This window comes from Paenibacillus sp. UNC451MF (assembly GCF_000686845.1).
In the GTDB taxonomy this organism is placed as follows: Bacteria; Bacillota; Bacilli; order Paenibacillales; family NBRC-103111; genus Paenibacillus_S.
The window spans coordinates 185,681-201,922 of sequence record NZ_JMLS01000013.1 but is presented as its reverse complement, the minus strand read 5'-3'; the positions used below and the strand labels follow the sequence as shown (position 1 = coordinate 201,922).

Here is a 16,242-nt window from a genome sequence, read left to right as displayed (position 1 = left end):
TTATGATAATTGCCCCCTTTTTATAAAATGATGGTCGTATTTTTATTGTTTATTGATTTGGATAAATCATTAGTATACTTAATCTCAAAATTGTACTTTTCCTTAAACTCTTCTTTATCTATCTTACTTATGATATGTAATGGTCGATAATTAAATATTAATGATTTCTTTTTAGAATTTGGTGTTGCAATAACTCTATAAACAGTCTCGATATCGGGATGGGAAAAACCTTTCCCTCTACCATTAGTTGAAAAAATAAACTTATCGGAGTCAATAAGCTCCAACAACTCAACACTGGTATTATGTTTGCTTCCATGGTGAGATATTTTTACCGCATCAAACCACAATCTCTCACAATTCCAAGCCGATTTAATTATTTTTAGATTTTTTATTATGATATCTGGATGAGAATCACCTAAAAACAAAACCCTCTTACCATCAAAATCGAGAATAAATGCTATCGAACTACCGTTTACTTCAGTAGTATCAGCTTCAAAAGGATTAGTTAAAGAGTTCTTAATTTCTGTTTCTTCTTTTTCACTAGAAACCTTGTACAGTTTGCGAAGCTTTGGGTTTTCACTGTTAATATTTGTAGTGTAAATTTCAAATGCATCATCCATTAATTTTGAACTAACTATCTGTTTACTATAACCCGCCGAGGCCAATTTCTCTTGCCAAACAGTTTCTAGTTGCTTTAACTTGTTCTCATCGGGTGATAGTACGGTAATACCAACTTCATCGTTAATAGTAATTTTTCTTAAATTATCAACTCCATTATCTAGTATTTCTTCAACAGTTACCGCACTATATTCGAAATCTCTATTCCAAATATTCATATATTCATTAAAATACATTAATGAAGCTAGAGTTGATCCCTGCATTGCCCCGACACTCTGAACATCTCTATTTCCTTTTTCTCTTGGACGACCTTTTCCAATAATGGATTCCAAAACCGAATCGTTCTTGACATCAGATTCATCTGCTTCGAAATCACTTTTCCAAAATTGTATATGTCGATAGCTATTAAACCAAATATTTTCTATTTCAACTATATTAGGATTTTCGATTTTTCCATTCTCACTTAGAAATTTCAAACCACCTGCAATATGGTCTTCGTCAATATGTGTAAAAACTAATAGTGAAATAGATTCACCCTTAGATTTTACTTCTGTTAATTTATTCTTAATGCTATTTGTATATGTTGACATAAAGCCCATATCAATTAGGATGTTCGTAGTAGTTTTTCCATTACAGGAAATTAAAAAACTATCCCCATATGATGCTGGGAACATTTCGATTTTCATCATATTAATCGCTCCATACTATGGAATATAAGTTTTATTTTTTTGTCGATTAAACAAGGCATACATTTCATAGATTATACCATATGTTGGAACGATTCTTTGTAACAACTTCAAATCAAACTTATCCTTGCGCCGTTGATGCGCTCCTATAAAAATCTCTGGACAACTTATGACCTCAACGACAGAAATCCCCCCCGCCCTAAGAGCTAACATAACTTATTCACTTATCTATCAAAACCCCTGCAGTGGTCGTGTTTCCACGGAGTAAGGAAAAAGGGATTTCCGAGTCGCGGTTTCCAACCCGCAAAACCCAGAAATCCCTTACCTACAAGGCTTTTCACACACTTACTTCTCCACCATTGACATCCATGCTACCACATGGCTTGAGTGGTGATCGCAGACATATTGATGTAGCAGTGTTTACCTTAAATTTTTAGAACAGGGGCTGGTACCGGCGACCTTGCACTATTGGAAAGCCCTGCCTATTTCCTCTAAATGAATCGAGTGTGACTTCGTGGCAAAACAGGCCGGTAATGAATATAAATTTCTCCATATTGTAGAAAGGAAAGTCAATAAATAAAACTTACCCCACAAGAGTTTGTGAGGTTGTGCATTTCCGTCAAATGAACTAAAAATTATCTTTCATTCTACACAAGAAGTTCTCGATGTGATGAGCAGTCAGGTGGTAAAGCTCTGTCACAGCTATGGCTCAGTTTACTCATTAAAATTAACAAGTTGTCATCTACCTATTTTATTGACGGCAGTTTTTCTTATGATTGAAAAACAAAAATTAATCAAACTGAACTTGCAAAATTATTATATCTGCCTAATTGCTTCAATTTTAATTACACCTTATTGTTGATGGAATTTCAATAATTCAATAATTTTTTGTTTTGTAATTTCCTTCCCTTCTTGTATTCGTTGAGGTGTTACAATTCTAGGATGCGCAGAATCATTTCTTAGCTTCACAACAACATCCAACTTAAGTAAAAAGTCAATATCAAAGAAACTATATTCAAATTTTCCCACTAGGAAGTTCTTGAAGTCTTTAAATATTCTCCCTTGTTCCAGATAAGGGCTTGTATCATTAAGTACAATTCTTAAAATATAAACCATTCTACCTAGTTCAAAGTGCCATTTATTGTCGTTATTTTTATATCTTGTTGTAAAAAGGTTAACTGCCTCAGCAAACTTCTTAGTCTCATTATCAGTAAAGTCCTTTTGAAATATTTTATTAACATTTAATCCTTTTGAAACTAGATTCTTAATGTAACCTTTAAACATTTTAGTATATATTTCTTTTTCTAACGATTTACAATAAGGCATTATAGCTGTAGATAAATCAAAATCTTGTGTTCCGGTGTACTCTTCAAAAAGGAGCTCCGCAGTAGGTAAAAACCATTTCGATTCCGGCTCTAGTTTATCCCAGTATGGCCTTATCCATTCTTCAACGACAGGAATATAATATTCTATATCCGACTTATCAATAAGTTCATCAATTTTTTCCTGAATTTTTTCGATAATAGTTTCTTCGTTTTCGCCTTCTAGACCTAATTGGTTTTTAAGGCTTGCCACTGAAGAATTTAGGCTATTTAATCTTAACTTTAAATCCTGAATATCATCAATATTCTTCATTAAGGAGTTATAAACAATAACACCTGTGTTTCCCTCAACATCCATTACTTCATCATAATGAGCCTTATCAAGATAAGCCTTGTAGTTTTCTATTTCTTCTTGAAAGGAATTAATAGTAACCCATTTTCTATTCATGTTTTGTGCTATAACAGGAAATTTCTGATCTAAATCAAACGGCGAAAAAATCCAATCATTCTCATTTGTAACCATATTGAGAAGATCAATAAAATTTTCTGCCATCAAAGTACATGTCCACTTCTCTTTAATATCAAAAAAACTACTTGGACTAGCTTTCCAAACTGAAGATTTTTCCCTGGGGTTATCTTCCATATATCTCTTTATGTATGCTTTACCTTCTTTAATTACAATTTTATTTTCTTCAAATAGCTCGTTTAATTTCTCCTGATTATAAATCCATTTTAAATTGTTGCTAGGTATAATTTCCTTCCAAGTAAAACTATAACGTCCTAAAGGTCCCCCACTTAGTATTGGATTTAATCTATATCTACCCCGCTCGTCTTTAAAATTATAGTTATCCTTAAATAATTCAGGCTTCTCGAATACTTTATTTAAAGTATAACTTTTAGATTTTGAATAAAAATACAATAATTCATGATTCATGTGATTTGGGTTATTTAAATTCATAGGTCTCTTTGCCATCTCAAGAGTAATTTGCTTCACATATGAATTTGAGAAAACTTGATCCAACATGAGCTTATAATCTATTATTGAATCTGCGGGTGCCCTGAATACCAACATACCTTTTTCGTCTAAAATTCTCATCGCATTTTCTAATATTTTTGCTATAAATTCCCCATAATCATCTCTCTCTTCCTTTTGTTTCACTGCATTTCTTTTTAGCCGTTCTTTCTTTACATCTTCTAAAGTAATTTCTCTAATATCACAATTCTTCAATGTTGCAATATATTTTTTAATATCAGTAGTTGAGTCTTCATTCTTCTCTGTTCTGTTTAAAAAATAACCATCGTTTCTAGTAAGCCAAGGTACATCAAGATATACAAGATTAAATTGATTATCTAAAATAGATTCCATGATTTTAATTAGATTTTTATTATTAATTAGTGTATTTCTTATGAATTGCATAAAATGTACTTCCTCTCGGTGGATTGAATTGGACCCTGCTAATATTGATCCCCACTTAAGCGCTGTCAAATGTGCTTTTGGGATGAGTCGGAGACTTGTTCCATGATATCGATTTCATTGGCATGTGCCATTGCTAGCTTGAGATGATGCATCTCCTTGTCTTCAAATGCCTGATGGCTATCCAAGATTTGAGACAGTCGAGAGTTCCTCCTTGGCGTTAATTCGTTTTCTGCATCCCGCAACGGCTTAAGATACGTAGCCTTAAGAAGCGCCCTGGCTGCACTGCTCATTTGAGTGCCTTCGTCATCGCCCCCAGCTTTCACATCAAAAAAAAAGCGCCTGCCCTTACGCGTTGCCTTTTGGAAAACCTTAAGATAATACTGCGACACGCCATCTACCGTTTCAATGCTTAGCCATTTGAGAAAGTTTTTCGCTTCAGCGGGGGTCATATCACGAAATACACATTGAATTTCTAGAGGGTCGGAACGATCCTGCTCTTCAGTTCGTCCATTTGGCATATGAAAGTCATCATACTCGATTTTGAAAAAGTCGTTACTCTGTGTTGTCAAAACTACTTGATCGCATCAATAATTGCTGTTTTTCCGGCATCGTTTTCACCAACAATTAGGTTCAATCCGGAATTGAATTTCAGTTTTAAACCCGGTTTGGGTTTGGATTTAACTGTATCTATTTCACCGCAACCGTATTTCCTAAAGTTCCATATACTTAGTTCTGATAAGAACATGTTCCGAGAACTCCTTTATTAAATTTGAATATTCCAATATTCGACAGTAATGATTCGTTTCCTCCCTTAATACCATACACTCCTGGATTGAACGGCTTTATATGGTCCCATAAAAATTAATAAGTTTTAGACACCGAATCTCATAGTGGCAGCTACTTTTATAATTTCGTTATTTGCCCATTCAACTTGAATATTCTGAACCTAGTCATATCCCATTCCATTCAATAAACCTATGAGACTTGTTCGCTCTCCACTCCAACTGTAGTACAATAAGGAAAAAACATAAGGGGAAACATCTCATGCCCGTCTTTGAAATTACAGGCACACTAATTACCGGCAATGAAATACACGAGTCTATTGAAGCTGAATCAGAAAAAAATGCTTTGGGGATTTTTCGAAAAAGACATGGATACTTAAGAAAAGGAAAGTATCAGATATACCAGCAAGGTCTGCTGTCTAATCCGGAAGAGTATCCCGATCTCCCCCCCAAACAACGCTTTGTCCAGACAGTAAGAATCGATACGATTATCGAGCTTGCTGAGAAAATTAGGAATGATATGGGCAGCTCCGAGGACTACCAAACACTCAAGAGTTATTTTTCATCAACAATCAGAGTCTCCATTCAAGAAAAGTGGACAGGCATGACAAAGGTGTCGCCTAAAGACATGGAAGATGAACTGCTCGCAGCCATCATCACAAAATATATCCCGGAATACGATAGAACCCGTGGCAAATTCTTTTTTTTCATCAGGATGAAAATCGGCGGATATTTGACGAAACAATGGAATCAAGAGACGTATGTAAATCCCGGCAAAGATAAAAGCCGGCCGCGATATAAAGAAGAGCGCTACGCGGCCATGCTCATGCAAACTGTGCCTGGGATCGATTATGAAGAAGACGAAGAAGCACGTTTGATTGCACTCGGCAAAGCCATCCACAAAAGCGGGCACGACATCCCCAAGGATTCTCTGAAGTACTTCTATCAACGCATTGTCGCTCTCGGGCTGCATAAACAATTTTTAAAATTTCCTAAGCAAATACTAACGATGGAACTTTACTATGGCAGCCTGTCCAACAAAGAGAACGAAATTGCAGCCAAGCGCGACCGAAAACAACAGACCATACACAGGACCAAGAAAAGAGCTGAACAAAACATCCTAACGTATATTCAAAAAAATTATTAGTCGAATAAAAAACGTCTGTTTTTTGGGTGAATCGTTGGAGAACCTAAAAGGGTAATCACCGATTACAAGGGATAAAGTTAACGGTATATATGCATGACTCATTCTTAATCTAGTTTTAAATATAACCTTATGCTCCCATTAATCAATAATTTAATAATCGTCAGGCCCTATAAAGGTCCTCCTATATCAAGTAAAAGTTTCGCTCCGTAGCCTCATCCTATAAGATGAGGCTTTTTTTCGTTTATGCCGCCATTCCTCCATTTACATACTTCAAGGCCCTATGCGATCAGCCAATTTCGGCTGCCGCATAGGGCCTTTTTTTGTTTTCCACCCATTTTCAATTTTCTATTTCCAAATATTGTTTTTTTCATTGGCCCGAGTGCCAGCCGTCCGTCCGGCTGCCACTTGGGCCTTTTTTTGTTTCTGCAAAATTTGCGGCAAGCGCTGGAGTAGTCCAGTGCTTTTTTATTTCCCCCTAAGGAGCGACGGACATGACAAATGTGCAACCTGATTGGTGTAACATCCCGGCTTCACGCTATCCCTTCTTAAAGAAGCTGAAGCGGACGAACAAGCGATGGAAGAACGAGGTCATCTACTACGACGAGGTGAACAAGGCTTATTACCACAAAGACCCCTTGCACGGTGAAATTGAAGCGTACGACAAACGTGGCATTCATATCGGTGTCCTAAATCCTGACGGTACGCCACATAAGACGAAAGTCGCAGTCAAAGGAAGGACGATAAAAGATATCCTCTAACGCAAAAATAAAGCATATGCAGGAACCGACGGTGCCCCTGCATATGCTTTTTATTCGGCACACTGGGTTCCAAGTAAACATTCTTCTCAACGAGATCTTCTATTCATTTAACCACCTACTAAAAAGACCAATATCCCTATTTTCAAATGTTCCAGTAATGAAAGCCCTATCCAAGAATACGTTGAAATCCTCGCAACTTGTTTCAGGTAATAAAGCACACGTATGGCAGGCTGCAAGATTTAATGCTTCTCGCCCTTGACCTTTACTTGAAATACAAACAGGGTCATTTGAACAAAATTCACCGTAATGCAGTGCCTTCTTGAATGTTTGAGGCAAGCAATCCCAGTAACCTTGCCGCACCAAACCTCCAAGCGTCCCTTCTGAATCTCCGCTGGCAGTATAAATAAGTATCCCCGACATCTCATAACCTTCATCAGTGTCGCAATAAATTCTTTCCCTTAGTGATGCAGCTGTATACCCGCATTCAAAACTAAGTTGCCTAATTAATAAATGTGCTATGGTGTGAAGCAATACGTATTTGGGTGAAATGTTTCGAGAGGTAGCTTGACCCTGAAAAGACCTTCTGTAATTTTCGTTTAAAATCTCAGATCTCTGATGGATCTTGTTCGTTTTTTGAATCCACTCCGTGATCTTTTCATTGTCAAAATCGATAAATATTCCCTCACCACGCACTTCGTAAGCCGGATACCATCTAGTCTCAGGTTCTTTTACGGAAATAAAACCCGAAATATTATCGCTATTTTCATAGGAATCTGGCGGGTTGATACGCGTAAATCCCGTAAGGGCCCGCACCTCTCTAATTTTATGAATCAGCGAGACACTATTGAGGTAAGGAATGTTATAATTCTCTTTTTCCGTAGCTTCCCTCACAAAATCATTGCCATCTAAATCATCACTGACAATCTTTCCAGCAAGCGCCTCGTATTCCTCGATTCGATATCCCATACCATTGGGGTTTATTACCAATGAATCGTCATTATTTTCAATTAAGCGTCTAGTCAAGATGTGTTTGACGACTTGCACGTTAGCGGAGATCTCCCGTGACAAGTCGGCACTCCATTTATCAAGTCGTGCCTTGGCAAAATCTACTCTTTCCTCCTCATCCAATTCTGAGAGAACAGTCAAACACTTCGCATATACTTTCGACACTTCCACCTGTCCATTGATTTTATCTGAATATGGCGGTATGACCAAAGAACTAACGATCTTTGGATAATACAGGGAAGACGCTCCTCTTTGCATAGCTCGTGGGTATGAAGCACAATCTACTTTTTTATTTTTCCAAGGCATGTTACCCGTACAGGAATAGCCTTTACCATGAAGTTGCTCCATTTCTTGCATAGCATTTTTTTCAAAAGCTTTTGAGAGGTTTGCTCTAGCTTGACAATTACTACATTTTACAACCAAACCTTCTAGTCCAGCTGATGCAGTTGCTCCCGTTTCAAACTTTAAACTTGGGCTGGAACATACCGGTACGGAACCACCGAAATTTTTATCATGGGCCCATTTTATCCAGGGGAAATCATCTATATGCCCTTTCTCACACGCCACGACAATTCGAGTAGGAACTAATTCTTTTTTACATTCCATGCAGCGCGGCTTTTTCATATGCGGATTTCTCTCTAGTTGTTTCTCGGTGGAATGTTTTTTATGTTGCGCAACCCAATATTTTAAAGATTCAAACCTTCTACACTTTGGACAAAAGTACCATTGTGGGAATCTTGTGTATGCTATTCCATAATCGAAATCGGAATCTCCGCGCCCGGGCATACCGAAATAATCTACCCTTAACGACTTTTCAAGTCGTTCATCATGAATTGCCGTTACTTTTGATTCCCAATATTCCGGGGCTGCAGTCATCAAAGTCTGATCAGGGAAATCAACCATTGCCCCTACACCGTATTGTAAAATGGCTTGAGCACTTCTAATGCTATGTGTAACCTTATTAAGATCCAAGATAGCTCGTTGTGTTTTTAATTCGGCCATAATCGGTCACTCCCATATAATTAGTCCGGCAATAACGTTACGATCGACATTACGCATTGAAGTTAATGTTTCTTTGGCAATGTCCGAGCTATCTTGTCCGAACACTTTTAGCAATCTTTTATTCTCTGCTGGAGGAGGAGTTACAATAAATCTGTCTCCATAGTAAAAATTTTTACGCTCCGAATCCTCCACCCTATGATGCCATAAATACCAGAAGTCGCTTATTTCTTGCAGTATTTCTTCACTCTCATCTTTGAAGTCGAATTCCGATCGGCTATTGATTTCTTTAATACGTTTAATGATATACTCCTCTATTAACTTCAATCCTTCAATATCTTTATCAAAGAGAGCTGCTTCGTTATCTCTGGATAACCCGTACATATGACGCATTAAAGTAACCATTATTGCATGTAACCCTCGGTCTCGAGCGGGTTTAGAAAACGGAGTAACCCCAGTCGGCTCGACGTATCTATAGAACGATTCGTGATAAGCCCTGAATTGTTCATAGTGGGACCTGTCTCTGCTTTTAGCACCATCATATAATGTAAAGGCCACACCAGGGTAACTTCTGCCGACCCTACTAGAAGCTTGAATGTATTCACTTGTTAACTTGGGTTGTCCCACTAATAACATGACATTAAGTCTCGCCACATCAACACCAACGGAGATCATGTTCGTAGCCAGCAAAACATTTATAGGATACTTTTTAGCTTCCTGGTTAGTTTTGGTGTATTCAAGTTGCTCAAGTTTCTCCAAGGTCTCATTTAATAGCGAGGTAGAAATCCTGCTTGTTAACTCATCTGCCGAGCCGATCGGCCTAATAAAGTTTTTCCTGCCGAATCTCAGGGCCGTTCTGCGCATAAAATCTTTCACATCATCGTCAACTAGCGTCATACATTTGCTTAGGTCACGTAGGCTATTGAAATATACAGCCAATGTCCAAAATTTGTCCTTTACTTCATACGGTAGATCCATCATATGAATTCGCTGTAACAAGGCGGCGATAGTTCGAACCTCCATCATCGCTTTGGTTTTACCAGCCGGCATTATGCCTACATATAGTCTACCCGGTTTGTCCTTTTTATCGGCTTCGTAAGCGAAGAACGAATCATTCGCGTCTATCCCGGGCGACGGAAATTGTTTAACTTCCCTGTTATAAAGACTGGAACATTGATCTTTGGCACGTCTAATAGTTGCTGTAGACGCAATAATTTTAGGCTTCACGCCTTTAGCACTACAAAGTGCATCAATTGCCGTCTCATACAAGCCTACAATTGTCCCCAGTGGACCTGATATTAGATGCAATTCGTCTTGAATGATCAACTCTGGAGTGCGGTTATCGCTTAAAGTACCGAAAAAACTTCCGGCATCATTTTTCCAGGGTAGCATCGCAAATTTATCAACGGTACCGAACAATAATGTCGGCGGATCATCGTACAGTTCTTCGTCTACTACCTGTATCGGTAAAGTGGATTCGAACTCGCATCCTTCTTGAGTACAAAATATTCTAAAGTGATTATCATTCCTCATTAAATAACCCCATTCTCCCAACAAAAATTTACCGGTAGAATCAAGGTCTTTAACGAGTTTTGTCCCGCACCAAGGACATTTTAGAATTTGAAATTTATGATATTTATCCTTAACGTATCTTAGTTCACTTGGCGACGCTTCAGATAATTTCTTTAAATTTCGTTTTGCATCATCGTTCTTATTAGGAGTATGCGTTCCGCCAATCCACAATCCTATTGTTATCTTTTCTTTACCCAACTTATATACAGGGTATTTCGGCCGTTTTCTCTCGCAGTCTTTTCGGATCGATTCACAAGCGCATATCAAAGTGCCCGCCCTTAAGAATTGTTGCGCGGCTAGTAATCTCAACGTGTATCTCATGATAACCGTAGTTCCGCCAGATTCTTCCGGGAATGCAAATCGTCTATAGAATATCGTAAATGCCGTCAATCCTAAATAAGCCTCGGTTTTACCGCCACCGGTTGGAAACCAAATCAAATCAACCAAATCACGCTCGTCACAATCTGTTTCTATCATTGATCGAATGCTCATTAATAGAAATGCTAATTGAAACGGACGCCATTTGTGCTCTGTCTCATCAAACTTAAAATAATTAATATCTTCCATCTTTTTCTGAAGCTCTGAATTATTTGGATAATAGTCGTTTTTTTGGAGTTTACTATGGATTCGTTGCATGAACATAGCTCGATTTGCCAACTCAAACGAAGCATAGACCTGTTGTTTTTTTTCAAGAAGTTGCAGCCCATAGTACATTCGATTGCAAGATTCTTCACAATCAGATATATGACGTTCCGTCGCTTTACGATACCTAGTCTCCAATTTCTCACTTTTGGTTTTGATATCCTTTATCCATGAAGCATACGCATCCACAATCGACCGAATACTTTGTAGTTTGTTTGCTTTATCTGAGTCGTCCAGATCAGAAAGATACTTCATAGATAAGGCCCTTGTATCTATTGCTTTGCGAGTGATCTCAAAATCCATTTGAGGTACGTCGTAGGATGGAATATATTCCGTCCAAATACCGCCAAGACCATCGTCATTGACATCCCAATCAACCGATACTCCATGACCCGTTGCGTATATCTGCTTTTCCCGATACAACAGTTCAAGCGACATCTCTTCGTCTTCCTTGTTATTGCCATATACACGATTTGAATATTCCTCAAAAAATAATCCAGGATTCTCTTTTGTATATATTTCGATCTTAGGTTGAAAAACCGAGTTCCTCCCGTTATATCCGCCCTGATGAGTATTTACAAGCAGTACGGTTATAGATTGCATTCCGGTTTTATTTTTCTTTTTAAGTGCCACTAATTTTAAATCTTTATCACATATCCTAGGTATTTCAAAGTAATCTATTAATTGAAAGCTTACTTTAACTCGAAGCGTGTGGGGTTCTCGTACAAATCCTTTCTCAAATTGATTGCAAATTCTATACAAGCAGTCAATCAAATAAGGATCATCCATGCCCTCTTGTTCTTTGAGCTGGCTCACTTCTTTTCGTGTTAACCTACTTTTTAATTTTAATAGACCGGTTTCCTTCGAATAAGCTACAATTTCGCTCACTTTATATGGTAATTCGTATTCTTGAGGGTTTTCTGGTACAAACGGTAACTTGCAATCCTCAAGTTTAGCGTTTCTATAAGTACCAAATGAAACGTTAAAGCATAGTTCATTAGAGTTGCCGTTAACAAAAAATGTATATCCCATTGATGAGGGCATATTTTGCATGGAGAGCCCAATATCCTCGTCTAACGATCCAATATCGTTTTCCTCCGTAACGTTTCCGGTTCTATTATCATTTTTGTCATTTTCTAAATATGACTCTCCTTCTCCAAGTTCTTCCTCAATGAAAGATTGAAGGGTATTAGTTACAGTCGGTAATTCGTTATTATCAGCATTCATGATATTTTTTTGTGGGAAAAGAACACCCACACTATAACGGATCTCAGGTAAATCCGTTATTATCTCATGATCTTCATCTGGTAAAGAAAACTCCGACCCAGGTCCAAGCAATTCTTTTCTAAGTTCGTCTACAATATCATCCCGCGTTTTAAGAAACTGATCGGATTTATCCAAGTAATGACACTCCTTCCGAATTAGTTCAAGATAGGCCGGTTTGCCAAATGAGCAGGAATCGATATATTTTCCACCTCAACGATACTTTCAATCTGTAGAAGCATCGACATCTTGGCAATGTCATCCCACAGGTCAGTGAATAACTCACCTGATGAATTGTCGGTTCTCCCATACTTTTTGATTATTTCGGATGCTATAAATCGAAGAATTCTTACCCGCATTGAGCGTACCTGCTTAGATGCCTCTCGAAATGAATCAGGATCTGTCAACATTTCGGGATCATCGGTAAGGATTGCAATTGCATAGTAAGATTCACTGTCGCGCGGTCCAACAATATGACTATCTTCATCTAGCCAAGATCTTAAAGTCGTCTCATGTTTTCCTTTACCGATTTCATACAATTTATCGGATAGATTTTTGTATGATAGTCCGTGTTGATATATATATTCTTTTAGAATGTTTTTCCAGTGTGTAGATCGTCGATAATATTCTTTGAACATTTCGTCGCATTTGTTCTCTGATACCATTCTATGCATTATTCTCTCGACAATATCCCGTGTTCCCGAGTCGTAGTTAGTCAAAATAATCATATCGCCTGCGTTTAGTTCCGTAACTCCGGTTTCTACAACCGACTGTCTTTCAACATCAAAAACATAAGCGGTATAGTGACGGGTAAAGTAAACATATTCACCAGTTTCTATGATTGCAATTTTAACAATGTCAGCCTCTTGTTTAATATTTGAATCAATGGACTGTATGTATATTGAGTCTTTCAGAGATTTTCCCATTAGTCCTTCAAGTGTTTCTTCAATAAATATCTCTTCATATTCATTTGAATCATTTTTTTCATTTGCCAAAAGTTCTTGTTGAGTGTCATTTTGTGTGAGTTTGCTTAGATTTTCAATATGGTTGATACAGTTTTCGCTATGTGTCTTCGCTTGGCTATAAAGTTTTTGTTCATTTTCGTATAAGATCACACGAACATTCCGAGTGTTACATAACGAAGAGGGATCTAATGTTTTCCAATCAAATACTCCGGTGAATATGACTTCATCGTATTTTTTTTTCGTATTGAATCTGTTTGGTGTAAAAAAATCTATTTTATCCGCAATTGATGTCAGAGATGCCGGCAGAGCCTGTTTAAAAATATGAATATAATAATTTTTTGCAATAATTACTGCCAATCGCTTTTTCCCATATTGGTGGGATTTAACAATTTCTTTAAGAATCTCAAATTTGGGATTATTTTCGTAAAACGCCGTTTTCAGCTCAGCGAGTATCATTATGACACTGAGCATATCATCAGCCATCGCAGTTTCGATATTTCGGTTTAGAATATCTTCCATTTCTGAAAGAACAACACTTGGTAATGAAAAGTTAACCCTGCCACTCATCACTATGTTGTCCATTACAACAATTGGAAATATGGATCTCTGAAAATGATTAAATAAACTAAATCCTTTAATAACAAATTGCTCGGTATCCTCATTTACAGAACTTCTTGCAATTTGATATAGTAACTTTCTACATTCGAAAAAATTAGTACGACCCAGCGGATCGTTTATTTGCGACAAGTGAATTTCTTTATTTATATAACTATTGGCCATTTCGTACAATAGCTTGCTCATATCCGAAGAATCATTCAAATAATCGGATAAATCACCGATTTTTCCAAGTAATGCGTTTCGAGTCCAAGCGTATAACTCGACATTTTCAAAATCATCGTATTTAAAAGAATTTATGTATTTAGAGAGCTCAGCCAACATAACAATACTTTTAAGCGAATTCCTTTTATACAAACTTGCAAGCTCCGTTGAGTCATTAAAAAAATGTGAACCGTTAATAATTAATGTGCCTATATTTTTATCTTCTAATATTAGTTCCCTAGCTACGGAAAGCTTTCCAGCAAATTTGACGATTGATTGTAGTCTGGCAGAATTCCCTGGATAATTAATTTCTTCACCCGAAGAAGTATAATAAGCAGAGGGAAATAACTCACCGAACGAGAATGATTTACGATTATCTACACTAATTCTAAAAGTGGCCATAAACTCGTCAGCATCCTGTTTATCACATACAATGACAACCGATGTGCTAAAGCTGTTTTTCATTTGATTCAATTCAATAGAAAATAAATTTGCCATGAATTTCAATCTAGCGGTTGAATTTCTTCTGATCCCTCTACCATCTAATGTTGTTGCAGAGCCGTAGTATGGTCTAAGTTTATAGGCAAGAGCTGTTGGAACGTACGTTGTAAGCGGCGATCCTTTCCCTGCACTTTCGATAATAATCTTCCCTTCGCCATCGACCCCACGGTATTTACCTCTTTTATCGCCGTACACAACCAAATCGCCATCTTTGATTTCTTGTAAGAAGGCAGTGTTATCACTTTCTTCTAAGAGAAAAACATTATATGCTGCCATTGCAATAGCAATATATAACAAACTATTCGTACCAGGATGCAAAACAACCCCGCGTCGTTTACCAGAACCAGCCAATAAATCTATAAATATCCTTGAGTTCTCATTAAGTAGATCAAATTTACCAACTGATTTACCGCTTATATAAAAAGATGATTTTGTATAAGCATTACTAAGTGAATCACAAATGCTTAAACACATCAAAATTACCCCTTAAAATTTATATGTTATTAGTTCATACTTTATTAAAACTTCTGCAACTAAACCCTTTTTCCTTTTTTCTACAAAATTTTTATTTATTGCTGCCAAGCTCCAACTGAACATAGCTATTTATATTTCTTGATTATACCGTTGTTCTTTATTAGATGAAATTTATGACAGAATGAAGAAACAAATTGTCAGTCTCTAAAATTATGGATTGTACCCCATAAAACTAGTCAGCGCAGATCGACCCCAAAAAAATTACATAATACAATTAGTCTACGGTATCTTGCACAATAGGAATTTACTTGAAGGATAGTCTTTAGAAAAACGCATTGGGAAGTTTCCACATAATTTCATTTAATGTAAGAGGGAGTTTTTTCAGGTTGTGGGGATATAGTTTTTGAAACGTCAAAATGTTTTAAACGCGCCACTTTAGTGTAAAATATATCCTTATTTTCTACAAATACGTGGTTGAAGGTTTATGTAATGACCGGATTAACTGTCCTTACGGAGATTTCACATTATGGTATTACCGCGATTATGACAAATCCGTTTTTCTATCAATTATTCATTCGTCATAAAAGAGGATATTTGCTCCATTAGTTTCTCTCTGTCTCTTAATTGGCATTGCCAAATGACTAAGACATCCCAACCCATTACCTTGAGTTCGGCCAGATTATGCTCATCTCTAAGCTTATTTTTTTGTATCTTTGCTTCCCATTTATCTTTATTAGTTTCGGGAAGCTTTGATCGCTTGCAGTTTTCGTGACCATGCCAAAAACATCCATTGACGAGAACAATTTTTTGATGTCTTTTCAAAACAATATCTGGTGTACCCGGTAAATTTTTTTGATGTAATCTAAAACGATACCCCATCGAATGTAATATTTTTCTTATAATGACTTCAGGAGCTGTATTTTTAGATGATATTTTACTCATGATCTCGCTTCTTTTTTTCTGATCATAAATATCCACTCCAATTCCACCACCAACTTACATTGAATTGCTTGCTACTTATATTTTAATATTTTTTCTAATGTTATTGTTAGATGACTTTCCTCATTTACCTGTTCTAACTTATACGTTGAATTAAAGATTTCATATCTTTCATCTTATGGGTTTTATATAATATGTTAATCAAGTGCTCCCCTTTGTATTCATTTTCTAACATTATCTATCAGTATGCCGTGCCATAAAATCCAGATAAAATTTATCAGTTGAGGTTGATTTCCAAAATGAATGTTCTGGTTGTTGCACATCGGAAATACT

10 protein-coding genes are annotated in these 16,242 nt (G+C 36.9%); 2 read left to right on the top strand and 8 right to left on the bottom strand.

All coding sequences use genetic code 11. The features are described from left to right. Positions 1–20 precede the first annotated feature (20 nt). From BP97_RS0116105 to BP97_RS39725, 4 genes are all read right to left on the bottom strand, one after another. Positions 21–1,307: an MBL fold metallo-hydrolase gene (locus BP97_RS0116105; RefSeq protein WP_051620640.1), complete on the bottom strand. Its 1,287-nt coding sequence runs from the start codon at positions 1,305–1,307 to the stop codon at positions 21–23. An 849-nt stretch (positions 1,308–2,156) separates the two neighbouring features. Beyond that, positions 2,157–4,043 carry a DNA methyltransferase gene (locus BP97_RS0116095; protein WP_028550015.1) on the bottom strand — a complete coding sequence of 629 codons (1,887 nt, stop codon included), beginning with the start codon at positions 4,041–4,043 and terminating at the stop codon, positions 2,157–2,159. A 65-nt stretch (positions 4,044–4,108) separates the two neighbouring features. Further along, positions 4,109–4,561, bottom strand: coding sequence for a hypothetical protein (locus tag BP97_RS36505; protein WP_028550014.1), 453 nt, complete (start codon positions 4,559–4,561; stop codon positions 4,109–4,111). 53 nt (positions 4,562–4,614) lie between these two features. Further along, entirely contained in the window at positions 4,615–4,788 is a 174-nt protein-coding gene (locus BP97_RS39725) for an AAA family ATPase (protein ID WP_081824220.1), read from the bottom strand. A gap of 299 nt (positions 4,789–5,087) precedes the next feature. On the opposite strand from BP97_RS39725, the gene BP97_RS0116080 reads away from it, so the two are divergent. Both BP97_RS0116080 and BP97_RS36500 read left to right on the top strand, forming a co-directional pair. Next, positions 5,088–5,972 carry a hypothetical protein gene (locus BP97_RS0116080; protein ID WP_028550013.1) on the top strand — a complete coding sequence of 295 codons (885 nt, stop codon included), beginning with the start codon at positions 5,088–5,090 and terminating at the stop codon, positions 5,970–5,972. Positions 5,973–6,463: 491 nt separating this feature from the next. Further along, a complete protein-coding gene (locus tag BP97_RS36500; protein WP_036745984.1) occupies positions 6,464–6,730 on the top strand; it encodes a colicin E3/pyocin S6 family cytotoxin in 267 nt (88 codons plus the stop codon). 99 nt (positions 6,731–6,829) lie between these two features. On the opposite strand, the gene drmB is transcribed toward BP97_RS36500, so the two are convergent. The 4 genes from drmB to BP97_RS0116055 form a co-directional block, all read right to left on the bottom strand. Further along, complete coding sequence (drmB, locus tag BP97_RS0116070) at positions 6,830–8,737, bottom strand: DUF1998 domain-containing protein (RefSeq protein ID WP_028550012.1); 1,908 nt, start codon at positions 8,735–8,737, stop codon at positions 6,830–6,832. 6 nt (positions 8,738–8,743) lie between these two features. After that, positions 8,744–12,349: a helicase-related protein gene (locus BP97_RS0116065; protein ID WP_028550011.1), complete on the bottom strand. Its 3,606-nt coding sequence runs from the start codon at positions 12,347–12,349 to the stop codon at positions 8,744–8,746. A 20-nt stretch (positions 12,350–12,369) separates the two neighbouring features. Beyond that, positions 12,370–14,970: a DrmE family protein gene (locus BP97_RS0116060; protein ID WP_028550010.1), complete on the bottom strand. Its 2,601-nt coding sequence runs from the start codon at positions 14,968–14,970 to the stop codon at positions 12,370–12,372. 567 nt (positions 14,971–15,537) lie between these two features. Further along, a complete protein-coding gene (locus BP97_RS0116055) occupies positions 15,538–15,948 on the bottom strand; it encodes a very short patch repair endonuclease (protein WP_028550009.1) in 411 nt (136 codons plus the stop codon). Positions 15,949–16,242: the final 294 nt, after the last annotated feature.

Coding starts and splice junctions, on each gene's coding strand:
- BP97_RS0116105 (WP_051620640.1), bottom strand. CDS start 1,307: ATGATGAAAATCGAAATGTTCCCAGCATCATATGGGGATAGTTTTTTA.
- BP97_RS0116095 (WP_028550015.1), bottom strand. CDS start 4,043: ATGCAATTCATAAGAAATACACTAATTAATAATAAAAATCTAATTAAA.
- BP97_RS36505 (WP_028550014.1), bottom strand. CDS start 4,561: ATGCCAAATGGACGAACTGAAGAGCAGGATCGTTCCGACCCTCTAGAA.
- BP97_RS39725 (WP_081824220.1), bottom strand. CDS start 4,788: ATGTTCTTATCAGAACTAAGTATATGGAACTTTAGGAAATACGGTTGC.
- BP97_RS0116080 (WP_028550013.1), top strand. CDS start 5,088: ATGCCCGTCTTTGAAATTACAGGCACACTAATTACCGGCAATGAAATA.
- BP97_RS36500 (WP_036745984.1), top strand. CDS start 6,464: ATGACAAATGTGCAACCTGATTGGTGTAACATCCCGGCTTCACGCTAT.
- drmB (WP_028550012.1), bottom strand. CDS start 8,737: ATGGCCGAATTAAAAACACAACGAGCTATCTTGGATCTTAATAAGGTT.
- BP97_RS0116060 (WP_028550010.1), bottom strand. CDS start 14,970: ATGTGTTTAAGCATTTGTGATTCACTTAGTAATGCTTATACAAAATCA.